General features: G+C 71.5%; 15 protein-coding genes. 7 read left to right on the top strand and 8 right to left on the bottom strand.

Translation table 11 applies throughout. The annotated features are described in order from the left end of the window. Nucleotides 1–32: 32 nt before the first annotated feature. From ACWCQM_RS27400 to ACWCQM_RS27385, 4 genes are all read right to left on the bottom strand, one after another. Nucleotides 33–1,565: an aldehyde dehydrogenase family protein gene (locus tag ACWCQM_RS27400; RefSeq protein ID WP_450917775.1), complete on the bottom strand. Its 1,533-nt coding sequence runs from the start codon at nt 1,563–1,565 to the stop codon at nt 33–35. Nucleotides 1,566–1,797: 232 nt separating this feature from the next. After that, complete coding sequence (locus ACWCQM_RS27395) at nt 1,798–2,823, bottom strand: C45 family autoproteolytic acyltransferase/hydolase (RefSeq protein WP_450917774.1); 1,026 nt, start codon at nt 2,821–2,823, stop codon at nt 1,798–1,800. Between the two features lie 203 nt (nt 2,824–3,026). After that, complete coding sequence (gene yicI / locus ACWCQM_RS27390) at nt 3,027–5,294, bottom strand: alpha-xylosidase (RefSeq protein WP_450917773.1); 2,268 nt, start codon at nt 5,292–5,294, stop codon at nt 3,027–3,029. Continuing rightward, nucleotides 5,291–8,176: a glycoside hydrolase family 3 C-terminal domain-containing protein gene (locus tag ACWCQM_RS27385; protein ID WP_450917772.1), complete on the bottom strand. Its 2,886-nt coding sequence runs from the start codon at nt 8,174–8,176 to the stop codon at nt 5,291–5,293. Before ACWCQM_RS27385 ends, yicI begins: the two co-directional genes overlap by 4 nt. A 411-nt stretch (nt 8,177–8,587) precedes the next feature. Between ACWCQM_RS27385 and ACWCQM_RS27380 the strand changes: the two genes are divergently transcribed. Genes ACWCQM_RS27380 through ACWCQM_RS27350 form a run of 7 tightly spaced genes read left to right on the top strand, consistent with a single transcriptional unit; the run spans nt 8,588 to nt 19,459 of the window. Next, a complete protein-coding gene (locus tag ACWCQM_RS27380) occupies nt 8,588–10,261 on the top strand; it encodes an extracellular solute-binding protein (RefSeq protein WP_450917771.1) in 1,674 nt (557 codons plus the stop codon). Nucleotide 10,262: 1 nt separating this feature from the next. Next, the gene (locus ACWCQM_RS27375; protein WP_450917770.1) at nt 10,263–11,276 is read left to right on the top strand and encodes an ABC transporter permease; all 1,014 of its coding nucleotides are present in this window, start codon (nt 10,263–10,265) and stop codon (nt 11,274–11,276) included. Nucleotides 11,277–11,293: 17 nt separating this feature from the next. After that, the gene (locus ACWCQM_RS27370) at nt 11,294–12,217 is read left to right on the top strand and encodes a carbohydrate ABC transporter permease (protein ID WP_450917794.1); all 924 of its coding nucleotides are present in this window, start codon (nt 11,294–11,296) and stop codon (nt 12,215–12,217) included. Between the two features lie 55 nt (nt 12,218–12,272). After that, complete coding sequence (locus ACWCQM_RS27365) at nt 12,273–14,510, top strand: 1,4-beta-glucanase (protein ID WP_450917769.1); 2,238 nt, start codon at nt 12,273–12,275, stop codon at nt 14,508–14,510. Nucleotides 14,511–14,525: 15 nt separating this feature from the next. Continuing rightward, on the top strand, nt 14,526–16,502 hold the full coding sequence (locus tag ACWCQM_RS27360; RefSeq protein WP_450917768.1) for a beta-galactosidase: 1,977 nt from the start codon (nt 14,526–14,528) through the stop codon (nt 16,500–16,502). Further along, entirely contained in the window at nt 16,499–18,718 is a 2,220-nt protein-coding gene (locus tag ACWCQM_RS27355; protein ID WP_450917767.1) for a glycosyl hydrolase family 95 catalytic domain-containing protein, read from the top strand. Before ACWCQM_RS27360 ends, ACWCQM_RS27355 begins: the two co-directional genes overlap by 4 nt. Nucleotides 18,719–18,751: 33 nt before the next feature. Beyond that, nucleotides 18,752–19,459 carry a GH12 family glycosyl hydrolase domain-containing protein gene (locus ACWCQM_RS27350; protein ID WP_267078374.1) on the top strand — a complete coding sequence of 236 codons (708 nt, stop codon included), beginning with the start codon at nt 18,752–18,754 and terminating at the stop codon, nt 19,457–19,459. Between the two features lie 95 nt (nt 19,460–19,554). Here ACWCQM_RS27350 and ACWCQM_RS27345 read toward each other — a convergent pair whose 3' ends face one another. The 4 genes from ACWCQM_RS27345 to ACWCQM_RS27330 all read right to left on the bottom strand — a co-directional run bounded on the left by ACWCQM_RS27345 (nt 19,555) and on the right by ACWCQM_RS27330 (nt 23,915). Next, nucleotides 19,555–21,330 (bottom strand): HEXXH motif domain-containing protein, encoded by a 1,776-nt coding sequence (locus tag ACWCQM_RS27345; RefSeq protein ID WP_450917766.1) that lies wholly within the window; start codon nt 21,328–21,330, stop codon nt 19,555–19,557. A gap of 34 nt (nt 21,331–21,364) precedes the next feature. Further along, entirely contained in the window at nt 21,365–21,556 is a 192-nt protein-coding gene (locus tag ACWCQM_RS27340) for an aldo/keto reductase (protein WP_450917765.1), read from the bottom strand. Nucleotides 21,557–21,657: 101 nt separating this feature from the next. Beyond that, nucleotides 21,658–22,752, bottom strand: a complete 1,095-nt coding sequence (locus ACWCQM_RS27335) for an effector-associated domain 2-containing protein (protein WP_450917764.1) — start codon at nt 22,750–22,752, stop codon at nt 21,658–21,660. Further along, the gene (locus ACWCQM_RS27330; protein ID WP_450917763.1) at nt 22,749–23,915 is read right to left on the bottom strand and encodes a hypothetical protein; all 1,167 of its coding nucleotides are present in this window, start codon (nt 23,913–23,915) and stop codon (nt 22,749–22,751) included. The genes ACWCQM_RS27335 and ACWCQM_RS27330 overlap by 4 nt, the downstream gene beginning before the upstream one ends. Nucleotides 23,916–23,945 lie beyond the last annotated feature (30 nt).

The raw sequence follows: 23,945 nt of genomic DNA, 5'->3' as shown, positions 1-23,945 counted from the left end.
CGAACAGCCGGGCGAGGAGGGGACTTTCCTGGTCAGCCGGCGAACCAGCGCTGCGGGCGCGGGTTGAGGTTCTGGTAGATGTGCTTGGACTCGCGGTACTCGGCGAGCCCGGTGGGGCCGAGTTCGCGGCCCGTGCCCGACTTGCCGAAGCCGCCCCACTCGGCCTGCGGGAGGTAGGGGTGGTAGTCGTTGATCCACACGGTGCCGTGCCGCAGCCGGCCGGCGACGCGCCGGGCGCGGCCCGCGTCGGTCGTCCACACGGCGCCGGCGAGGCCGTAGTCCGTGTCGTTGGCCAGAGTGACGGCTTCTTCCTCGGTGCGGAAGGTCTCGACGGTGAGGATCGGGCCGAAGGTCTCCTCGCGGACCACCTTCATCTCCCGGTGGCAGCCGTCCAGGACGGTCGGCCGGTAGAAGTAGCCGCTCGCGGGGAGGGTGCCGGTGGGCTCGGGGCGGGCGCCGCCGGAGCGGACGACCGCGCCCTCCTCACGGGCGGATGCCACGTACGCCTCGACCTTGGCGAGCTGCTGCGCGGAGACGAGCGGGCCGCACTCGACGCCGTCGACGGTGCCCCGGCCGAGCCTGATCGCGTCGGCGCGGCGGGCGAGTTCGGTGACGAAGCGCTCGCTGACGGACTCCTCGACGATGAGGCGGGCGCCGGCGGAGCAGACCTGGCCGCTGTGGAAGAAGGCGGCGTTCAGCGCCTGGTCGACGGCGGTGTCGAAGCCCTCTTCGGTGGCGCAGGCGTCGGCGAACACGACGTTGGGGTTCTTGCCGCCGAGCTCCAGGGCGACCTTCTTGACGGTGGGTGCTGCGGCCTGGGCGACCTTCGTTCCGCTGGCGAGTCCGCCGGTGAAGGAGACCAGGTCGACGTCGGGGTGTTCGGAGAGCCGGGCTCCGACGGGGTCGCCGGCGCCCGTGACGAGGTTGGCGGTGCCGTCGGGGAGTCCGGCCTCCGCGAGCAGCCGGATCAGGTGGACGGTGGAGAGCGGGGTGACCTCGCTGGGCTTGAGCACGAAGGTGTTGCCGGCGGCGAGGGCCGGGGCGATCTTCCAGCTGGCCTGGAGCAGCGGGTAGTTCCACGGGGCGATCAGGGCGCAGACACCGACCGGTTCGTGCACGACGACGCTGTGCACGTCGGGGTCGCCCGCGTCGACGACCCTGCCGCCGCTTTCGTTCATGACGAGGTCGGCGAAGTAGCGGAAGGCGTTGGTGACGTCGTCCACGTCGACACGGCCCTCCTCGAGGGTTTTGCCGGTGTCGCGGCTCTCGGTGATCGCGATCTCCTCGCGGTCCCGCTGGAGGAGGCGCGCGACCGTGCGCAGCAGCTCGGCGCGTTCGGCGACGGGCCTGTGGGGCCAGGGTCCGTCGTCGAAGGCACGGCGTGCGGCGGCCACGGCCGCGTCGGTGTCCTCGGTGCCGCCCTCGGAGACCACGGCCAGGACGGTGGCGTCGGCGGGGTCGAGGATCTCGCGCGTCGCGCCCGATGCCGCCGGCTGCCAGCGGCCGTCGATGTGGACGGTCTCCAGGGTGGCCGGGGGGTGGGCCGACGAGGGGTGTGCCGACATGGGGTGAGCTGCCTTCCGTGCCTGTCTGCTCCGCACCGGTCCGGCCGAGCACCTGCGCCGGTGGACCGGGTCCGGCACCAGCAGGCTTGACCCCTCCCCGGCCCGGCTCGATGTATGCCGAGAAATTCACTCTGAGTGACATGACTCACTGGCCGGGGACACGACGGGTGCGACGGCGGCACGGGCCTGCCGCATCCTGTGGAGCGGTGCCGGGCGGCGACGCGGGCCTTCTTCAGACGGACGACTGGAAGCTCGGCGAGACCCCGTGCGGCCGGTCCGCGAGCGGCGCCCCGGCAGGACCGGGGAGCGGAACCGCGCGGCCACCGATGGTCACGGTGCGCGACCCCGGGGTGAAGTCCTCGAAGGACTGCTCCCAGCGCTCGCCGGGCCAGATGTAGGTCACTCGCCCCTCCGCGGGGCGGTAGGCCGCCGTGTACACGGTGCCCAGGCCCTCGTCGTAGGCGTACTGGTACAGCGGTGGCCGCAGCATCGCCTCCACGTCGTCCGCGCCCGACGCGCGCACGGCCCGCAGCCGCTCCTGGGTGCGGGAGAACCGCTCCTGCTCCTCGGGCACCGGAGCCTGCTGATGATTGGCGGCGCAGCTGTCGGGCGTCACGGTCAGCGGGATGTCGGGACCGACGTGGACCGTCACCACCTGCTCGGAGTCCACCAGGGTGACGTTCTGCGGAATGGCGACCGGGATCGTCGCCAGCCTGGCGACGGCCTCGTCGACGGTGGCGCAGGTCTCCAGCAGATAGCGCAGCACGATGAGCACGGCGAAGCCCGGTCCGTGGACGAATCGTCCGCCGAAGGTGAGCGACACCGCGAGCCCGGCGTCGTTCATCCCGTCCAGCAGGCCCCAGCCGGCGTCCTGCATCCCGATCACCGGGCGCAGGAAGTGCGAGGAGACGATGGTGCCCTCGCACTCGTCGGGGCTGAAGTCGTAGTTGCGCAGGAGTGTGCCGTTGCCGCCGATCTGCGTGCAGCCGGAGAAGAACGGCCTCATGAGCGCGAGGGTGAGGAACGTGTCGCCCCCGGGCCGGTCCAGCTGCACGGCGAGCCGGTCGAGCACGGGTACCAGCTCGGGCATGTGCGTCTCGAAGAGGGCGCGGGCCCGCTGCGCGCCCTCGGGGGTCCGGCCCTCCTCGCTGAGCCATCCCTCCGCCTTCGGCCACCTGGCCCGCGTGTGCGAGGCCCACCGGCCGTCGGTACCGTCGCCGATGTCCAGGGCTCGGAACGTCATCTGCCGCTCACTCATCGCTGCCGCCTTCTGGTGTCCGCCGGATGTGCCGCGCTGGAGGCAACGTAGCGAAATCCGGCCCCTCGGCGCCCGGTTCGGCCGCACGTGCGCTCACCTCCGGTCCGCCGCACGCACGGCAGCCCCGGAGAGACCGCGCCGACGGCGGCTCTCCGGGGCTGCGCGCCCGCCCGTGTCACCGGGGCGGGGAAGCGGCAGGTGAGTCAGGCGACGGTGACCGTCCCCGCCCCCTCCCCCGCAGCGCCGGTCTCCTCCACGCTCACGCGGTACGGCCGGTCCGTGCCCTCCGCCGTGACCCGCACGCCGTCCGCGTCCCGTACGACGCGGAACACCGCAGCCTGATGTCCCGTCAGGTCCGGTACTCCGACAGTCACTTCACCGTCGCCGGAGCCGAACACCCGCAGGGTGAGGCCGTCCAGCCAGTCGCTGTCCGGGCGCTGGTCGTCGGCGCCCCACGGGAGCACGGCACCGTCCCTGACCAGCAGGGGCAGGCTGTCGAAGCCGTGGGTCTCGTGCCGCCACACCGGGCCGGTCACCCGCTCACCGGTGAGCAGGGAGGTCCAGGTGCCCTCGGGGACGTAGTACTCGACCTGGCCGTCCTCCGTGAAGACCGGGGCCACGAGCAGGTCCGGGCCGAGCATGTACTGACGGTCCAGGGTGCGCGTCGTCGGGTCGCCGGGGAACTCCGCCAGCATGGGCCGCATCATCGGAATGCCCGTGCGGTGGGCCTCGGTGGCCACTCCGTACAGGTAGGGCATCAGACGGTGCTTGAGCAGGGTGAACTTCCGTGCCACGTCCACGGCTTCCTCGCCGAACTCCCACGGCACGCGGTAGGAGACGTTGCCGTGCAGCCGACTGTGCGATGAGAGCAGGCCGAAGGCGAGCCAGCGCTTGAAGACCGCCGGGTCGGGGGTGCCCTCGAAGCCGCCGATGTCGTGGCTCCAGAAGCCGAAGCCGGACAGGGACAGCGACAGCCCGCCGCGCAGCGACTCGGCCATCGCGGTGAACGAGGCGAAGCAGTCGCCGCCCCAGTGGACCGGGTACTGCTGGCCGCCCGCCGTGGCGGACCGGGCGAAGAGCACGGCCTCACCCGCGCCGCGCTCCTTCTCCAGGAGTTCGAAGACGGTGCGGTTGTAGATCTGCGCGTAGTAGTTGTGCATGCGCTCCGGGTCGGAGCCGTCGTGCCAGACGACGTCCGTCGGGATGCGCTCGCCGAAGTCCGTCTTGAAGCAGTCGACGCCCTGGTCGAGCAGGACACGCAACTTGTCGTTGTACCAGGCGCGGGCGGCCGGGTTGGTGAAGTCGACGAGCGCCATGCCCGGCTGCCAGAGGTCCCACTGCCAGATGTCGCCGTTGGGCCGCCGGACGAGGTAGCCGTTCTCGGCGCCCTCGGCGAACAGCGCGGACTTCTGCGCGATGTACGGATTGATCCACATGCTGATGCGCAGTCCGCGCTCCTTCAGACGCGCCAGCATGCCCTCGGGGTCGGGGAAGACGTCGGGGTCCCAGAGGAAGTCCGACCACTGGTACTCGCGCATCCAGAAGCAGTCGAAGTGGAAGACGGAGAGCGGGATGCCGCGCTCCGCCATCCCGTCGACGAAGGAGGTGACCGTCTCCTCGTCGTACGACGTGCAGAAGGAGGTGGTCAACCAGAGGCCGAACGACCAGGCGGGCGGCAGCGCGGGGCGGCCGGTGAGGGCCGTGTACCGGGCGAGGACGTCCTTCGGCGTCGGGCCGGCGACGATGTAGTACTCCAGCGACTGGTCCTCGACGCTGAACTGCACCTGGCCGACGGACTCCGAGCCCACCTCGAAGGAGACCTTGCCGGGGTGGTTGACGAAGACGCCGTAGCCGCGCGAGGAGAGGTAGAACGGGATGTTCTTGTAGGCCAGTTCGCTGCTGGTCCCACCGTCGGCCTGCCAGATGTCCACGGTCTGGCCGTTCTTGACGTACGGGGTGAAGCGCTCGCCGAGCCCGTAGACGTTCTCGCCTACGTCCAGGGCGAGTTGGGCGATCATGTGGTGGGTGCCGTCGGGCGCGGTGGCGAACGCCGTCCCCTTGGCGTCGACTCCCGTCAGGCGCCGCCCGTCGGCGTCGAGGAAGCTGATGCCCCAGGGCCCGTCACCGTCCATGCGCAGGGTGAGCGGGCCGCTGGTGAGCTCCGTGACGGCACCGTCGCGGCGGGTGCGGGCCGCGGGCGCGGTGGTCTCGCCCGGCAGGATCGTGAAGTCCGGCCCGCGCCGTGCCTTTCCGGCGTGGTGGGTGGTGCGTACGCCGATGACGCCCTCGGCGGGCGAGAAGCACTCGACCGTGATGAGCGGGGTGTTCAAGGTGTCGCCGCGCGCCGCGACATGCTTGACCGCGGCGTAGGCGGTGAAGCGGTCGGGCTCGACGCGCAGGTCGCGGGTCTCGACCGCGTAGGAGGCGCGGACGCCCTCACGCATGAGCCAGAAGCCGTCGGTGAACTTCATGCGGTCTCCTTGCCGGTGACGACGTCGACGCGGGCGAGTCGCAGGGACCCCTGGATACCGATGCGCAGCTCGTGCACGCCCTGGAGGCCGAGCTCGGCCGTGTGCGTGCGGTAGTCGTACGCTCCGCCGGTGTCCGGGAGCGACAGCTCCACGCTGTGGCCGGCCACCGATGCGGTGAGGGAGCCCTCACCCGCGTAGTGGAAGACCAGCCCTTCCGCACCGTCCCCGAAGTCGCAGTCCCTGTAGAGGAGTTGCCCGGCCCTGTCCGTACCGGCGGGAGCGACGGCGTCGCCGTCCGTCTTCGTGCGGTCGAGGATCGCCGTGTGCTCCTGGTGGTCGTAGTCGGCCGCCTCCAGCCCGTGTTCCGCCACGGGGCGCGGGCCCGGCGTCTCGCCGTCGACGACCGCGGTGGCGGTGAGCCGGATGTCGGCGCTGGACGCGCCGGCGAGGAACTCGTACGCCCCCGGGGTGACAATCCACCGGCCGTGCGCCACGCTCCAGTGGCCCAGCTCCGTCACCGGCACGAGGAAGTCGACGCGCTCGGCCGCTCCGGGTGCGAGGTGCAGGCGGCGGTGGCCGACCAGTTTGCGCAGCGGCAGGTCCGCCGTGTCACCCGGCTCCGCCGGGCGGACGTAGAGCTGGGCCACCTCGTCCGACGCGGTCCCGCCTTCGTTGGTCACGGTCAGGGAGACCCGCAGCCGCTCGCCCTCCGGCTCGGCGTGCAGTTCGGAGTAGCTGAAACCGGTGTAGCCGAGTCCGTGCCCGAACGGGTAGAGCGGGGTGCCGTCGAAGTAGAGGTAGGTCTGGCGGGAGCCGATGATGTCGTAGTCCAGCAGGCCCGGCAGATCGCCGTCGCTCACGTACCAGGTCTGCGGGAGCCGGCCGGCCGGGGAGACGTCACCGGCGAGGACCCGCGCGAGGGCGGTGCCGGCGGCCTGGCCGCCGTGCGCGGTCCAGAGCAGCGCGGGGAGCTCCTCCGCCGCGTCGCCGACCGCGTACGGGTAGGCGGAGGTCAGGGCGAGGACCGTGCGCGGGTTGGCGGCACGGGCGGCACGCCAGATCCGGTCCTGCTGGGCGGGGAGGTCGAGGGTCGTGCGGTCCTCGGTCTCCCGGCCGTTGATGTGGGGGTCATTGCCGGCGACGACGATGACGGTGTCGGCGGCCGCGGCGACCCGGGCCACGACGTCCGCGCCGTGTTCGACGGTCTCGGCCTCGAAGACCGTGGCGTCGTCCTTGGAGATCGGTCCCCCGGACACGGCAACCTTTGCGCCGTCGGCGGCGACAGACACGTACCCACCGGTCCCGATGTGCAGAAGGCGGTGCCCGCTGTCGTGTCCCTCCACCGCCTCCATGCGGAACGTCTCCTGGACGACCCAGCCACCCGGCTCGTCCGCGGACGCCCTGACGTATCCGTCGGCGGCGACGGAGAGGTACATCCCGTCGTCGGTACGGAGGGTCAGGACGCCGTCGCCCCAGTCGACGAGGGCCAGTTCGGTGGCGTCCTCGCCGGAGGTCAGCGGGGGCAGGTCGGTGCGCCCCTCGAGCTGTGCCGGGTCGAGGGCACCCTCCGCCCCCAGGGTCTCCGTGAGCACCGTGCCGTTGTCCTCGGGCACCCGCAGCCAGCCGTCGGAGGACTTCAGCCGGATACGGTCCACTCCCTCGGCGAAGAGGACGTTCCCGGCTCCGTAGCGCTCGCGGATACCGTCGAGCGGCGTCGAGCGGTGCATGAGCGCTCCGCTGTACCAGTCGAGCTTGCAGGCGTCCGCCAGGAGTCCGACGACCGCCACGGTGTGGCCCTGCTGCGGCTTCAGGGGCAGCAGGCCGTCGTTCTTGAGCAGGACGACGGCCTGCTCGGCGGCCTCCAGGGCGAGGGCGCGGTGCTCCTCGGTGTCGAGGGCGTCGGCCTTCGCGTACGGGTCCAGCTCCGGGTCGAACTCGCCGAGCGCGAAGCGCATGGCGAGCAGCCGGCGGACCGCGGTGTCGATGTCGCTCTCGTCGAGGAGGCCCTGGGCGAGGGCGTCCCGGATGCGGCCGGTCATGACCGAGGAGTCCGTGCCGTGGTCGGTGAAGCTGTCGACGCCGGCCTTCAGCGCGGCGGCGGTGGCCTCCGCGTGGGTGTCGAAGTAGTGCTCGGAGTCGACCAGGTTGGTGGGGGCGCCCGCGTCCGAGCAGACGACGAGGGGCTGGTCGGTCCAGCTCCGCAGGTGCTGCCCCAGGAGCGGGGACACATGGTTGGGACGGCCGTTGACCAGGTTGTAGGCGGGCATGACGCCTGCCACCGCCCCGGCCTTCACGGCGTCACGGAAGGCCCTCAGGTCGTACTCGTGCAGCACGCGCGGCCTGACCGAGGAGGACGTGGTGTCGCGGTCGGTCTCGTTGTTGTGCGCCAGCCAGTGCTTGAGCACGGGGGCGGTGCGCCAGTAGTGCGGGTCGTCGCCGCGCAGCCCGCGGGTGTAGGCGACGGCGATGGCGGAGGTCAGGGCGGCGTCCTCGGAGTACCCCTCCTCGCCCCGGCCCCAGAGCGGGTGGCGCAGCAGATTCACGGTCGGCGCCCAGACGTTGAGCCCGACGCGGTCGTCCTGGGCGCGCTTGGCCCTCACCTCGTTGCCGACGGCCTCGCCGATCCGGCGTACCAGGTCGTCGTTCCAGGTGGCTCCGAGGCCGACGGCCTGCGGGAAGACGGTGGCGGGTCCCATCCAGGCGACCCCGTGCAGGGCCTCCTGTCCGGTGCGGAACGGGCCGAGCCCCAGCCGCTCCACTGCCGGGGCGAACTGGTGCAGCATCGCGATCCGCTCGTCGAGCGTGAGCCGGCCGAGCAGATCGTCGGTGCGCCGGGAGAAGGACAGCTGCGGGTCGCGGAAGGGAAACGGATGGTCCGTCACGTGCGGGTCCCCTTGGAGAGGTGGGAGGTTTTAAGGGCATCGGGCAACGAAAGCCCCTTCGATACGAGGAGAAGATCTTTCGAAGCGCTTCGATGCTCTGCGGCCGACCCCATGGGTGTCAAGGGTGCTACCGGCCCAAAGAGGCTCTTCCGGGCACATCGATGCCACAAGGCCCCTGGAAACGGTTCGGACACAGGTCGGAGGAATATCGAAACGAACTCTTGTGTGGCCGAGACCCTTCACTTAACCTCGCTGCAACATCGAAGCGCTTCGACGAGGCAGCCCGTTGACCGCTTCAGCTCAGCCGGTGCAGTGCCACCGGCTCGGCCGGTAACGCCCCTACCTCAGACACAGGGCCGAGCGGCAGTCGCCGCCGCGGGCCGTCCTGTTGCACCACGAAGGGTTGACGCAATGACGCCGAACTCCCCCTCCGCTCCCAGCCGGAGACGATTCCTCGCCTCCTCCGTGGTTGTCGCGGCAGCCGTGGGCGGGGGGATGCCGCTCCTCGCCGCCTGTGGCGGCGGTTCGGGTGGCGCGAAGAACGAGGGCACGACCACGGGCAACAAGCTGAAGGACATCCTTCCGGCCTACGTCCCCTCGAACACCGTCACCCCTGACATCCCCAGCAAGAACGGCTCCGCCGACGGCTTCACGACGGCACTCCCCGCCGACAAGCTGGCGGTGTCGGTGCCGAAGAAGCTCGGCAAGGGCAGCGAGATCAGCATCATGGCCCCGTTGTGGGGCACCTCGCCCGGTGAGGGCAACGCCTACTGGACGGCGATGGACGAGGCCGCCGGCGTCAAGGTCAAGTGGCAGAACCAGGACGGCAATGTCTACGGGCAGAAGCTCGGCGCGGTGCTCGCGTCCAGCGCCATCCCGGACGCCGTGGTCGTCCCGGGATGGGAGCTCCAGGGCAAGATCCCGAGCGCCATCGCCAACAAGTTCGCCGATCTCGGCCCCTACCTGTCGGGTGACAAGGTCAAGGCGTACCCCAACCTGGCGGCCATTCCCACCGGCGCCTGGCAGCGCGGCGTGTTCGCCGGCCAGCTGCGCGGGATCCCGATGCCCGCCGAGGGCACGCCCAACATCACGCCCTTCTACCGCGCCGACATTTTCGAGGAGAAGGGGTACGAGGTCCCGACCACCACGCAGGAGTTCTTCGACCTCTGCAAGGAGATCAACGCCCCCAAGAGCAAGGTCTGGGCGTGCAGCGACATGACCTGGTCGGCGTTCAACTTCTTCGGGGTGCTGCCGGAGAAGCCCTACTACTGGCAGCTGGTCGACGGCAAGCTGGTGAACCGCTACGAGACCCAGGAGTACCTGGAGGCACTGGAGTGGTCCCGCTCGCTGTACTCGGCGGGCTTCGTGCACCCGGACGCCAAGGCGGAGACGGGTGACATGCGCACCACCTTCTCCTCGGGCAACGCCCTGATGTACAACGCGGACATCTCGGACTGGTACGCGGCGACGGCCGTGCAGCGACTGGACAAGCCGGACTTCCGGATGGCGGCGATGGACATCTTCGCCCACGACGGCGGTGATCCCGTCCTCTACGAGGCCTCCCCCTCCAACATCTGGTGCTTCGTCAGCAAGAAGGCCGACAAGAAGGTCGTCGAGGACCTCCTCGCACTGGCCAACTTCACCGCCGCTCCGTACGGGAGCAAGGAGCAGCGTCTGCGGGCGTACGGCCTGGAGGGCACCCACCACTCCCTGAAGGACGGGGTGCTCGTCAAGAACGAGAAGGGCAACAACGAGGTCTTCGCCACCTACGAGTACATAGCGACCTCCAAGCCGTACCGCGCCTACCCGGACTACCCGGACGTCGCCAAGGGTGTCATCGAGTGGCAGCAGCGCCAGGGCGCGCACATGAGGAAGCCGCTGTTCCACGGCATGCAGATCCAGGAGCCCACCCGGTACACCGAGCTCAACGCGCAGTTCGAGGACCTGGAGAAGGACATCGTGCGCGGCCGCAAGAAGATCAGCGACATGCAGCAGCAGGTCTCCGACTGGAAGACCAAGGGCGGCGACAAGCTTCGCGACTGGTACAAGAAGCTGCTCGACGAGACCGGTGAGTCGGCTTCCTGACATGTCACTGAGCACAGAGGACCGGCGCGCGCAGGGGTCCCCTGCGTCGCCGCCGGCCGAGAACGACGGGCCGGCCCCGGTCTCCGCGAAGGTGCCCCTGCGGCACCGGCTGCGCCGGGACCGCACCCTGCTCCTGATGACCGTGCCGGCGATGCTGCTGCTGCTGGTCTTCGCGTACATCCCGCTGGCGGGCAACGTCGTCGCCTTCCAGGACTACGACCCGTACATCGCGGACAACGCGTTCCAGGCGATCGCTCAGAGCCCGTGGGTCGGCTTCGAGTGGTTCCAGCAGATGGCGAACGACCGGCTGTTCTGGTCGGCGCTGCGCAACACGCTGTCGATCTTCCTCCTTCAGCTGACCCTGTTCTTCCCGGTGCCGATCCTGCTCGCGCTGTTCATCAACAGCTTCGTGCGGCCCCGGGTCCGGGCTGTGGCGCAGGCGATCCTCTACCTGCCCCACTTCTTCTCCTGGGTCCTGGTCGTCACCGTGTTCCAGCAGATGTTCGGCGGCGCGGGGCTCATCGCCCAGACGCTGCGGGAGAACGGTCATGAGGGTTTCGACCTGATGACCGACCCCGGTCTGTTCAAGTTCCTGATCACCTTCGAGATGATCTGGAAGGACGCCGGCTGGGGTGTCATCGTCTTCCTCGCCGCCCTGGCGGCGGTGAGTCCCGACCTCTACGAGGCGAGCGCCATGGACGGCGCGGGCCGCTGGCGCCGGATGTGGCACATCACGCTGCCCGCCCTGCGTCCCGTGGTCGCCCTGCTGCTGGTGCTCCAGGTGGGCAACGCGCTGACCGTCGGCTTCGAGCAGATCCTGCTCCAGCGCACGGCGGTCGGTCCGGGCGCCTCGGAGGTGCTCGACACGTACGTCTGGAACGTCGGTATCACCAACGGCGGGTTCAGTTACGCGGCGGCCGTCGGAATCATCAAGGGAATCTTCGGTCTGCTGCTGGTCCTCGGGGCCAACAAGGTCGCCCATCTCATGGGTGAGCAGGGGGTGTACAAGAAGTGAGCAGCCTGCTCTCCGGCATGACCGGCTTGGCCGGTGTGAAGCCGGGCACCCGCGGCCGTCTGCGTCCGGTGTGGGAGGAGGAGCCCTCGAAGACGGGGCTCGCCTCCAAGGGCGTCGTCCTGGTCCTGATCTGCCTGGCCGTGCTCTTCCCGCTCTGGGTCGTGATCGTCACCAGTCTCTCCTCGGTGAAGGCGATCACCGAGGCCGGCGGACTGGTGGTGATCCCGCGCGGCATCACCTTCGTCGCCTACCAGGAGCTCCTCGGCGGCGGCCAGGTCACCCGGGCCACGGTGATCAGCCTCTGTGTGACCGTCGTCGGGACGCTCTTCAGCATGGCCGTGTCGATCATGTGCGCCTACGGCCTGTCCCGCACGGGTTCGGTGCTGCACCGTCCGCTGCTGCTGTTCATGCTCGCCACGATGTTCTTCGGCGCCGGGCTCATCCCCACCTATCTGGTGGTCCAGGGGCTCGGCCTCACCGACTCCTATCTGGCGCTGATCCTGCCGAGCGCGCTCAACGTCTTCAACATCCTGGTGCTGCGCGCCTTCTTCATGAGCACGGCCCAGGAACTCATCGAGAGCGCCCGGATCGACGGGGCGGGCGACTTCCGCATCCTGTGGCAGATCGTCATGCCCCTGTCCCGGGCGGTCATCGCCGTGATCACGCTCTTCTACGCGGTCGGGTACTGGAGCGCGTGGTTCAACGCCTCCATCTACATCAGCGACCCCGAGATGCTGCCTCTGCAGAACGTGATGAACCAGCTGGTGCTGAAGCAGGAGCGGCCCACCGGTCTCGCCCAGGCCATCAACACGGGCCATCTGTCGCCGCTGGCCATCCAGATGGCGGTCATGGTGCTCGCGCTGATCCCTGTCGCGGTCCTGTCCCCCTTCGTGCAGAAGCACTTCAAGGAAGGCATGCTCACCGGCGCGGTCAAGGGCTGAGCCGCCGCACCTGCCCCGCAGTCACCCGTCACTCCCCCACCGGAGGGTCCTCGCCATGCGCGCCACGTCCGTCCCGCAGCCCGAACCCGCCCCGCACCCGCGGCGCCGTACCGTCCTGGCAGGTGCGGCGGTGGCCGCGGCAACCGCCACCGTGCTTCCGGCGGCGGGGACGGCCTCGGCCGCGCCCCGGCCCCCGAAGACCCAGCCCCACCGATGGCGCACCGCGGCCATCGGCGGGACGGGCTTCGTGACGGGTGTCCTGTTCCATCCGGCCGTCAAGGGACTGGCGTACGCCAGGACCGACATCGGCGGGGCCTACCGGTGGGACGACCGAAGATCCCGCTGGTCGGCGCTGACCGACCACATCGGCTGGGACGACTGGAACCTGCTGGGCGTCGAGGCGATGGCGGTCGACCCGGCGCATCCGGACCGGCTGTACCTCGCCCTCGGGACGTACGCGCAGGCATGGGCGTCCCCGGGCGCGGTGCTCAGGTCCGAGGACCGGGGCGCGACCTGGGCGCGTACGGATCTCACCGTGCGCCTCGGCGCCAACGAGGACGGCCGGGGCTGCGGCGAGCGGCTCCTGGTCGACCCGCGCGACAGCGAGACCCTCTGGCTCGGGACGCGCCACGACGGGCTGCTGCGGTCGGCGGACCGAGGCGCCACCTGGTCCGCCGACGCCTCCTTCCCGGCCACCGCGTCGGCGAGCGGCCAGGGCGTCACCCTGCTGGTGGCGGCGGGCCGCACGGTGTACGCGGGCTGGGGCGACGGCGGCACGGCCCTCTACCGCACGAAGGCCGCCGGCGGCTGGGAGGCCGTACCCGGGCAGCCGTCCGCCGGCGCCTCGACGCGCGTGCCGGTCCGTGCGGCGTACGACGCGGGCAGCCGTGCGCTGTACGTGAGTTACGCGGACGGGCCCGGTCCGAACAACCAGTCCGACGGCTCGGTGCACCGCCTCGACACGGTGACCGGGACCTGGACCGACGTGACCCCGGTGCCCCCCGGCCCCGGCGACACCTTCGGCTACGGCGGAGTGGCCGTGGACGCCGCGCGCCCCGGCACGGTCGTCGTCTCCACGAACAACCGCTGGGGTCCTGTGGACACCCTCTACCGCTCGACGGACGGCGGGGCGAGCTGGACCTCGCTCAAGGACACGGCGGTGCTGGACGTCTCGGAGACCCCGTATCTGAAGTGGGGCGGGGAGCCCAAGTTCGGCTGGTGGATCCAGGCCCTGGCCGTGGACCCGTACGACTCGGCGCACCTCGTGTACGGCACCGGTGCCACCCTCTTCGGGACGCGTGACCTGGTGCACTGGGCGCCGGAGATCCGAGGTCTTGAGGAGTCGTCCGTACGTCAGCTGATCGCACCGCCCTCGGGGGCCCGGCTGCTCAGCGGCCTCGGCGACATCGGGGTCATGTACCACGACTCACTGACCGCTTCCCCGTCGCGCGGCATGGCGTCCAACCCCGTCTTCGGCACTGCGACCGGGCTCGCCCTGGCCTCCAGGAAGCCCTCGTACGTGGTGCGGACCGGCTGGCCGTCGGGCTCGGAGTCCGCCGGAGCCTACTCGCGGGACGGCGGGGCGAGCTGGCAGCCGTTCGCCTCGCAGCCGGCGATCGCACCCTCGGCCCCGGGGCCGGTGGCGGTATCCGCCGACGGTTCGGTGCTCCTGTGGTCGTTCGTCCACTGGGACGGCACCAAGTACGCCGCGCACCGCTCCACGGACAACGGGGTGACCTGGGCCGAGGTGGCCACGTTCCCCAAGGGCGGCACCCCGGTGGCCGACCCCCTCGACGCCGCCCGCTTCTACGTGTACGACACGGACACGGGCACCGTCTTCCGCTCCACCGACAGGGGCGCGACCTTCACCGAGGGCGCCACCGGGCTTCCCTCCGGCGATGTGCAGTTCCGGATCGCGGCGGCCCCCGGGCGCTCCGGTGACCTCTGGCTCTCCGCCAAGGACAACGGCCTGCTGCGCTCGACGGACGGTGGCCTGACCTTCGCCCCGGTGGCCGGCTGCCAGGCCTCGCACGCCCTCGGCTTCGGGAAGGCGGCTCCCAGGAAGGGCCGGGCCGGCTATCCGGCGCTCTTCCAGACCGGGCGGGTCTCCGCGACGTACGACGGTGTGGCCGTGCTGCGCTCGGACGACGCGGGCGCGACCTGGGTCCGCATCAACGACGACGCCCACCAGTGGGGGTGGACCGGTGAGGTCATCACCGGCGACCCCCGTGTCCACGGCCGTGTCTATCTGGGCACCAACGGCCGTGGCATCCAGTACGCAGACCCCCAGTAGAGGAACGAGACGTCCATGCCGTCCCTGCACGACGCCACCCGTGGCCGCGTCCTCTTCGGAGGCGACTACAACCCCGAGCAGTGGCCCGAGGAGGTGTGGGCCGACGACGTCCGGCTGATGAAGGAGGCCGGGGTCAACTCCGTGACCCTCGGTGTCTTCTCCTGGGCGAAAATCGAACCGCGCCCGGGCGCGCGGGAGTTCGGGTGGCTGGACCGGCTCCTGGACCTGTTGCACGCGGACGGGATCGGGGTCGTCCTCGCGACCCCGACCTCCTCGCCGCCGCCGTGGATGGGCGCGCTGCACCCGGAGACACTGCCGCGCACCGAGGAAGGAGCCGTGGTCAACTACGGCTCCCGGCAGCACTTCTGCCCGAGCTCACCGGTCTACCGCCGCTACGCCGCGGCCCTCACCGAGGACCTCGCTGAGCGGTACGCGGACCATCCCGCGCTCACCCTCTGGCACATCAACAACGAGTACTGCACGCACTGCTGGTGCGACGAGACAGCCGCGCACTTCCGCCGCTGGCTGGCCGCCCGGTACACCACCGTGGAGGCGCTGAACGAGGCGTGGGGAACGGCGTTCTGGAGCCAGCGCTACGACAGCTGGGCCGAGATCCTGCCGCCGCGCCGGGTGCAGTACCTGAGGAATCCCGCGCACGAGCTGGACTTCAAGCGGTTCACCTCCGACGCCCTGATGGAGTGCTACGTCGCCGAGCGGGACATCGTCGCCCGGCGCACCCCGCACATCCCGGTGACGACCAACTTCATGCCGCTCTGGGAGGGCCAGGACGCCTGGGCCTGGGCGGAGCGGGAGGACGTCGTCTCCGTCGACATCTATCCGGACCCGAAGGACCCGCTGGGCGGCCAGTACAACGCGATGCTCGCCGACATGACCCGCTCGCAGGCCCGGGGGCCCTGGATGGTCATGGAGCAGGCGGCCGGCTCGGTCAACTGGCGCGAGGTCAACCACCCCAAGCCGGCGGGCCTGAACCGGCTCTGGTCGCTCCAGACGGTGGCCAGGGGCGCCGACGCCGTCTGCTACTTCCAGTGGCGGCAGTCCCGGCAGGGCTCGGAGAAGTTCCACTCCGCGATGCTGAGCCACGCGGGCGAACACGGCCGCACGTTCCGCGAGATCAAGCGCATCGGAGCCGAACTCGCCCTGATAGGCGCCGAGGTGAGCGACACGGACGTGCCCGCCGAGGTCGCCGTGCTCCACGACTGGGACGCCTGGTGGGCCGGTACGCAGAAGGACCGGCCCTCCTCGCTCGTCCAGTACCCGGAGCTGGTGCGCGCCTGGCACCGGGGCCTGTGGGAGAGCGGCATCGGGACCGACTTCGCGCGCCCCGAGGCGGACCTGAGCGCCTACCGCATGGTTCTCGTCCCCCAGCTCTACCTGCTGAGTGACGCGGCGATCGACAACCTCGTCGCCTATGTGCGGGGCGGCGGCACCCTGGTGTGCGGGTTCTTCACCGGCGTCGCTGACGTGGACGACCGGGTCAGGCCGGGCGGCATGGACAGCCGGCTGCGTGAGCTGTTCGGCATCCGCACGGTGCACGAGTGGTGGCCGCTGGACGCGGACGCCACGGTGGAGTGCGACGGGTTCCGCGGCACCCTGTGGTCGGAGGAGCTGGAGCACGACGGTTCCGCGGAGACCGTGGCCGGCTACCGCGGCGGCGAGCTGGACGGCCTTCCCGCGGTGCTCCGCAAGGGAACCGCGATGTACGTGTCCACGCTCCCGGAGCCCGCCGCGCTGCGCGAGCTGCTCGGCCGCGCGGCGGCCGGCGCCGGTGTGCGCCCCGTGCTGGAGGATCTGCCCTCCGGGGTCGAGGCGGTGCGCCGCGGCGAGCTGCTCTTCCTGCTGAACCACGGCGGCGCCCCCGCCGGGGTGAAGCTCCCCGGCCGGTACCTCGACCTGCTCACGGGCACCGAGGCCGACGGCGGTGTGGAGCTGGAGCGCCACGGCGTGGCCGTGCTCAGAGGTGCCTCGGCATGATCGACGGCACATGGGAGCCCGGCCCCGCCACCCGCTGGGAGGACGCGTTCCTCAGCGGCAACGGCCGTCACGGGGCGATGGTCTTCGGCGATCCCGGCGATGACCGGGTGATCGTCAACCACCACACGCTGGTGCGGCCCAACGGCAGCGAGGATCTCACGCCTCCCGAGCTCGCCGACGGCCTCGGCCCGCTCCAGGACGCGCTGCTGTCCGGGGACACGAAGGCGGCCGAGGAGTTCGGCGCGGGGCGGCCGCTGGTGTGGGTGCAGCCCTTCCACCCGGCGTTCAGGACCCGGATCCGCCGTGACCGCGGTCTGCACGAGGCGGTCGCCGGATACCGCCGCGAGGTCGACTTCACGACCGGCGAGGTGACGGCGTCGTACGAGGCCTGGCGCAGTGGTGTCTTCGTCTCGCGGACCGATGACGTGGTCGTGCAGCAGGTGACCGACCTCGGGCTGACCGCCGATCTGCTCCTGGACCACGCGCTGCCCGGCGCACCCGCGCATCTGGCCGTCGGCCGCTCCACGGTGCTGACCCCGGACGGCGCGCGTCTGGCCCTGCGGGTGGGCTACCCGGGCAGCGGGCTCGGGTACACGGGCGTCACCGTGGCACGGGTGGACGGCGGCCGGGTGTCCGTGTCGGGCGAGGGCATCCGGATCGAGGGCGCGCGCGGCCTCACGCTGGTCACCCGTGTGGTCCGGGGGCGGGGGCGCCCCGAGCTCGGTGAGCTGTGGGCGGCGCTGCCGCACGAGGACTACGCCGCCCTGCTGGACCGGCACCGCCCGGCCCACCGGACCGCGTACGGACGCGCCTCCTTCACGCTGCGGGACGCGGCGCCGGAGCGTGAACTGTCCGGCAGCGAGCTGCTGCGCACCCCGAAGAGTCCCGCCCTGCTGGAGCGGCTCTTCGCGGCGGGCCGCTACCACCTGCTGTCCTCCGCGGGGCTGCTGCCGCCGCGGCTGACGGGGCTGTGGACCGGGGACTGGGACACGGCCTGGTCGGGGGCGTTCACCACGAACGCCAACCTCAACCTCCAGATCTCCTCGGCCGCCGCAGCCGCGCTCCCGGAGGTCACCGGGGCCCATGCCGCTTTCGTCCAGGGCCAGCTGGACGACTGGAGGGACAACGCGAGGGCACTCTTCGGGGCCCGTGGCATCGTCGCGCCGTCCCACACCGACGGCGAGTCCGGCCACACCCGGCACTTCCAGCGCGCCTATCCGCTGCATCTGTGGACGGCGGGGGCGGACTGGCTGCTGCAGCCGCTCCTGGAGCACGCGGAGGTGACGACCGGCACCCCGGACGCCTCCCTGACCGGCGCACTCGTCGAAGCGGCGCTGTTCTACGAGGACTTCCTCAGCCGCGAGGACCCGGACGGACGCCTGGCGATCGTTCCCTCGTACTCCCCGGAGAACCGGCCGGCCAACGCGAGCTGGGGCACGGTGAACGCCACCATGGACATCGCCGCGGCCCGCCATGCCCTGACGACGGCCGCCGAGCACGCTCCCGGACACCCGTCGGCCGACCGGTGGAAGGCCCTGGCCGACCGGCTCCCGGCCTATCTGGTGAACGAGGACGGGGCGCTCGCCGAGTGGGCGTGGCCTGGCCTGCGCGAGACGTACGACCACCGCCATCTCAGCCATCTCTACCCGGTGTGGCCGCTGGACGAGATCAATCCGTACGACACCCCGGCCCTGGCCGAGGCCGCTCACCGCGCCCTGGAGCTGCGCGGGTCGGAGAACGACTCCGCCCACGGCCATCTGCACCACGCCCTGATCGCGGCCAGGCTGCGGGACCCGGCGCGGGTGTCGTCGGCGATGGACGCGGTGCTGGGCGGTGACTTCTTCCACGACTCGCTTATGAGCGCGCACTACCCCACGCGGAACGTCTACAACGCGGATGCGGCCCACACGCTGCCGGCCGCCGTGATCGAGTCGCTCGTCCAGTCCGCACCGGGCCGCCTGGTGCTGCTGCCCGCCGTCCCCGCGTCCTGCCCCGCCGGTGAACTCCGGGGCCTGCGCACGCGGTTCGGCGCACACCTCGATCTGAGCTGGTCCGAGACCGGGGCCACCGCGGTGCTGCGTCCCACGCGCGACGCGCGGGTCGATCTGCGTACGGGCGACGGATTCACCTTCACCGAGACCTCCGCTGGAAACCCCACGGCTCCCCTGGAGCTGACGGCCGGCGTGGACCGCGTCCTCATCCTGGAAGCGCGGTAGCAGTCCTCCATCCCCACATGGAAGGAACTTCCCATGGCACGATCCACCCTGACCAGGCTGCTCCTCGCCCCGGCGGCAGCCGTGGCCGCACTGATCGGCTTCGCCGCGGCACCGGCCCACGCCGCGATCTGGACCTCGTCCGAGCAGTGGGGCAACTACACCACGTCCGACGGATACATCCTCTACAACAACATCTGGGGCTCCGGGGCGGGCTCCCAGTCCATCTGGGCCAACTCGTCCAGCAACTGGGGCGTGACGGCCAATCACCCGAACACCGGCGGCATCAAGTCGTACCCGAACGCCAAGAAGATCGTCAACAAGCCGATCAGCTCGCTCTCCTCGCTGACCAGCAGCTACAACGTGACGGTCCCCTCGTCCGGCGCCTACAACACGTCCTACGACATCTGGGACACGGACTACGACTACGAGGTCATGCTCTGGGTGAACTACAACGGCGCCGTCGGCCCCCTGGGGACCTCCCAGGGGAACGTGACCCTCGGCGGCCACACCTGGGCCGTCTACAAGGGCAGCAACGGGGCCAACGAGGTGTTCTCGTTCCTGCGGACCTCGGACTCCTCGTCAGGCACGGTGAACATCCTCCCGATCCTGAAGTGGATCAAGGACACCAAGGGCTGGTGGGGCAACGAGACCATCGGCGACGTCCAGTTCGGCTACGAGATCACCTCGTCGTCGGGCGGACTGAACTTCACGACGAACGGGTTCAACGTCTCGTCGAGCTGACGTCGACGTTCCGTCGAGCCGATCCTCCACGCTGCGACGGGCAGACCAGGACGGGCCGGGGGTGCGCCCCCGGCCCGTTCGGCGTGCGGTGGATCTCAGCGCCCGGCGGGGCCACCTGCCAGCCAGTGCGCGGTCCGGGTCCAGTGCTCGGGCGGGCACGCCTCCGCCAAGGCCGCGAAGCGCTCGGGGCGGGCCAGCAGGCGCCGGTCGGACGGGTGCAGCGCCGTGTGGGCCAGCAGCCAGCCGGAGAGCGCGTGCGGGTCGAGCGGGCCGGGGCCGCGCAGCTGTGCCGCGTAGGCGGTGCGTGCGGCTCCCGGGTCGCCGGTGACCAGCAGTTCGTCGGCCGTCGGGGCCCGGTCCGCCGTGAACTCCCGTATCGGCTGCTGGAAGAGGCGGGTGCGGTCGTCCTGCCAGTACCCGCGCCCCGGGCCGGGCGCGACCCGCGCCTCACCGCTGTGTACGGGGGCGGCGCCCGAGCGCAGCGCCTTGACGAGGGTGTCCCGGTCGTCCTCGCCGCAGCGCAGGTTCCGCAGCCGCCACTCCACCCGGTGGCTGACGGCCGCCGCGCGGGCCCGGTCCGCGGTCGCGGGCTCCACGGGCTCCCTCAGCCATGCGTCGACGGTCTCGGACAGCCGGGTGACGAGGCGCAGGCCGGGCCCGGTGAGCGTGGCGCGGGTCGCCAGGGTGCGCAGGACCATGCGGGTCTGGAGCCGGCGCATCGCGAAGAGGAACGGCGCCTTTCCGTCCGGGCCGGTCTCGGTGGCCCCGATCCGCTGCCGCCAGAATCCGGTGACCCCGACGAAGGCGTACGCGCCGTGGAGGAGCCCGGGCAGATGCCGGGGGTCGGCGCGCCAGGGGGCGTAGTGCAGCTCGGACCTGTCGTCGTCCAGAAGCGGGAAGAGGTGGAGCAGGGCGCCGAGTTTGCTGTGCTGGAACTCGTGGACGAGGGTCTCGGCGAGGGCGAGGCCGTCCCGTGGCCTGGCGATCACCATCGAGGCGAAGGCGTCACCGGTGGACGCGCTGAGCCCTTCGGCGGGTACGGGAAGCGCGGTGGCCCCGTCCTTGGCGTGCCACGGGACGATGCGGCCGATCTCCTCGGGCCGCAGACCGCCTGGTCCGCTCCCGCCTCGGCGCAGGATGGCCGCGGCGTCCCGGAACAGCGTGTGCCAGGACCGGAGTTCGGCGGGGTCGAGGCGTCCCGGGGCGATCGGCTCGTCGAGGTCGCGGTAGGGGTCCAGGTCGTCGAGCTGCACGGCACGCACACCGCGACCCGTGTCCAGCCGGTGCACGGGCAGCCAGTGGGCCGATTCCGGGTCGGTGAGGGGGCGCAGGACGATGTCGGGCCCGTGTGCGGCGCGGACGGTGAGGACGCCCCGGGACACCGACACCGGGACCGCCCGGAACGCGCCGTCGTCCCGGCCGGGCAGCCGGACCATGCCGAGCGCGGGCAGGCTGACGGCCGTACCCCGGGCGGGCAGGAGGAGTTCGGCGTCCGTGCCCGCGTGCAGCGCCGCCGCCGCGGCCACCGCCGCGATCTGGCCGGCGTCGGCCCACAGGGGCGGCCCGGAGGCCGTGCCGTGCAGCCGGCGGAGCGTGTGGGCGAGCCAGCTGCCGACCTGGGGGGTCAGCAGCAGCGCGTCGACCGCCTCGGGGGCCCGGACCGCGGCGCCCTCCAGGACGGGCCAGATCGCCCGGGCCTCCAGGGCTCCCAGGATGCCGGGGTCCGTGTCGAGGAAGTCCAGGAGCTCGCGGAGCAGCAGAAGACGGCGCGTGCGCTCGCCCCGGACAAGGAACGCCACGGCCTCGGGCGAGCCGCCACCGGCGGCGATCTCGTCGAACAACGGGCCGGGCATACGGATCGGCTCGTACACTTCGCTCCCTGTCGTGGACGGAACCTTGCGACGGCTACTCGGCCCTTCCCGGTTCGCCACCGCCCCCCATCGCGTTGGTGCGTGCGCGGCGGAGTTCGGCGAGCAGTCGTGCGGCTCCATCCGGAGCGGAGAGCCGCCTCAGATCGGCGACGCCTACGGAGCCGAGGTCGACGAGGTCGGACTCGATGTGATCGGGTGTGCCGTCGGCGGGCACCGGCTGGTACAAGACGCGCTCCCCCTTCGCGAGCGGTGGCACAGGATGCCACCGTTTACTCCATCATGACGACTGAGACCCCTTCCCGAAACCCGTGTGATCACGCCAGCCGATCACGTCGCGGGCCCCGGGTTCATGAGGAAGTCCTGTACGGATGACTTGAGTTCGACGGCGCGGGCGGGGTCGTCGTCGATCAGCGTCACGGCGGCGTACAGGTCCCACAGGCCGTCCGGCCGCCCCTTGAGCGCGCGGAAGATCCCGATGACATCGGTGCGCGGCATCGGGTGCCTCGGCATCCGGGCGACGGCGGCCGCGGGCAGTTCGTTGACCAGCGTCTGCCGTTCGTCACGGTCGTTCATCAGCGGATACGCCATCAGGGCCGCGATGACTCTGGCCGTCGGATTCACTCCGGGACCGGCGTCGGAGGCCTGGCGCGGTCTGTGAAGCTCGCTGCGCTCGGGCGACACCAGGCGGAGGCTGGGGACCTGCACGGTGTGACCCGCTGCGCGCAGCGCGTCCATCCTGGCCTTCACCGCGTCGAAGAGTGGCAGGGTCTCGGGCAGCGGCTCGTCCGGGAGCTCGCGCAGAACGATGTCCGAGAACAGGCCGAGCCTGCGCTCCGGATCGTTGCCCGCCCGCTGCCCCCGGCCTGCCGCGAACATCAGTGTCTGCTCGTGCGCGACGACCCGGGCCCCGGTGGGGAGGCGCTCGGTGGGCAGCGACTGCGGGAAGTGGTGCTGCTCGTCGAAGGTGCGGCACGCGTCGACCATCCACATCTGGACGCCCAGTCCAGGGGTCACGTCGCTCCTCAGCCGGGTGAGCGCGGACTCGACGTCGATGGCACGCCGGTCGGTCAGGGTCGCGTCCGCCGTGTAGAGCGCCATGTTCTCGTCCGCGTCCAGCACACCGTGGCCGCCCCACCACACCCACAGCGCCTCCTCGCCGCGTCCGGGGAGGTCCGTGATGAAGGCACGTCTCAGCGAGTCGTGGTCGGCCGGGCGGTACGGGATGCCGGGCGCGGTCCCGGGCAGCGGTGCGAGATGCAGCTGGATCCGGCTGTCGGGAACTCCGCGGGCCAGCAGCCAGTCACGGAAGCGCAGGGCGTCCCTGGCGGGCCCCGGAAGGTCCCAGCCGGGTCCGGCGGCGTACCGCTCGATGCCGACGACCAGGGCGAAGACACGGTCCGGCGGGATCGGTCCACGGTTCACGGCAGCCGCTCCCCGATCGCGCGGTAGACGGCCGGATCGGTCCAGTAGGCGCTGTGCGCCACGGGAAAGGGCTGACGGCTGTCGGTGGCGATGTCATGGGCCCGGCCGGGGAAGAGCGGTTCCGCGGCGTACCCGAGCAGGTCCCTGCGGTCGTAGAGATTCAGCCACGGCGGAACATGGGCGGGGAGCGGATCGGGGTGGGCGAGCGAGGGCAGCGCGCCCGTCTCGTAGAGGAAGGGTCCCTGGGAGCCGACGGTTGTCAGGAGTTCCACCCCGGGCAGCGGCCCGGATATGAGGGTGTCCAGCGCGATGATGCCGCCGAGGCTGTGCCCGAGGAGCACGACGGGCGGCTCCAGGGTGACCACGAGCTCCCGCAGACCCCGGCGCATGTCCTCACCCCTGGCGAGGTACTTGAGGATGTCCCCTGCGGCCGGGTGCGCGGCATCGGTGAGCGCCCGGCGGCGTCGCACGGCGTAGCGGGAGCCGAGGTGGACGAGCGGCTTGCCCGCCAGCCGGAGCAGCGGACCCCGGCCGGTGCCCGCAGGCTCGGCGCCCAGTCGTTCGGCCAGCCCGGCCACGGCGGCGTCCCGTGCGTCACCGTCGCACTGCACGGGGCTGTCGGCGGCGAGTTCACCGGCGACGACCAGGGCGGTGAGGGAGCGGGCCAGCACCCATGCCAGGGACTCCTGGTCGAGGGCGTCGGCGGCGGGGCCGAGCAGAGGGCTCCGCGCCAGCTCGGCAGCCGCCTCCTGGAGCCGGGGGCCGAGGACCGCCGCCCGGGGTTCGCCGTGTGCCGCGAGCGCGCGCAGGAGTGACCTGGGGCGTTCGTCCGGGAAGGCGGCCCCGGGGGCTGTGACGCGCGGGCCCGTCCCTGCGGAGACCGTGGCGAGCTCGGCCGTGGGGTCGTCGTACAGCCGGGCCCACTGCTCCGCCTCGTCCCGGTCGCCCGGATCTGCGGTGTCCCGGGCGGTTCCGGCGCCGGAGGCTGCCGGGATGCTGGCACCGTCGGCGGCGAGCACGGCCCCGTACGGCCTGCCCCAGTCGTACGCGACGAGCGAGGCGTCCGGAGCCGTTGCCGCCAGGCCCGGGGCGACCCGCGCCAGCAGCGCGGTCAGGTGCGGCTCACGCACACCCGTGCCATGTATGAAGACCACCGTGGTCATGCGTACGCCCCCGTTGCTCTCACTGTGGTC

The organism is Streptomyces sp. NPDC002125 (genome assembly GCF_053593715.1).
Note: the sequence above shows the minus strand (reverse complement) of the source record. Positions and strands in the feature narration are given on the sequence as shown.

Bases quoted from the DNA above. Each gene is read 5' to 3' on its own strand.
- ACWCQM_RS27400 (WP_450917775.1), bottom strand. From the start codon at position 1,565: ATGTCGGCACACCCCTCGTCGGCCCACCCCCCGGCCACCCTGGAGACC.
- ACWCQM_RS27395 (WP_450917774.1), bottom strand. From the start codon at position 2,823: ATGAGTGAGCGGCAGATGACGTTCCGAGCCCTGGACATCGGCGACGGT.
- yicI (WP_450917773.1), bottom strand. From the start codon at position 5,294: ATGAAGTTCACCGACGGCTTCTGGCTCATGCGTGAGGGCGTCCGCGCC.
- ACWCQM_RS27380 (WP_450917771.1), top strand. From the start codon at position 8,588: ATGACGCCGAACTCCCCCTCCGCTCCCAGCCGGAGACGATTCCTCGCC.
- ACWCQM_RS27375 (WP_450917770.1), top strand. From the start codon at position 10,263: ATGTCACTGAGCACAGAGGACCGGCGCGCGCAGGGGTCCCCTGCGTCG.
- ACWCQM_RS27370 (WP_450917794.1), top strand. From the start codon at position 11,294: ATGACCGGCTTGGCCGGTGTGAAGCCGGGCACCCGCGGCCGTCTGCGT.
- ACWCQM_RS27365 (WP_450917769.1), top strand. From the start codon at position 12,273: ATGCGCGCCACGTCCGTCCCGCAGCCCGAACCCGCCCCGCACCCGCGG.
- ACWCQM_RS27360 (WP_450917768.1), top strand. From the start codon at position 14,526: ATGCCGTCCCTGCACGACGCCACCCGTGGCCGCGTCCTCTTCGGAGGC.
- ACWCQM_RS27355 (WP_450917767.1), top strand. From the start codon at position 16,499: ATGATCGACGGCACATGGGAGCCCGGCCCCGCCACCCGCTGGGAGGAC.
- ACWCQM_RS27350 (WP_267078374.1), top strand. From the start codon at position 18,752: ATGGCACGATCCACCCTGACCAGGCTGCTCCTCGCCCCGGCGGCAGCC.
- ACWCQM_RS27330 (WP_450917763.1), bottom strand. From the start codon at position 23,915: ATGACCACGGTGGTCTTCATACATGGCACGGGTGTGCGTGAGCCGCAC.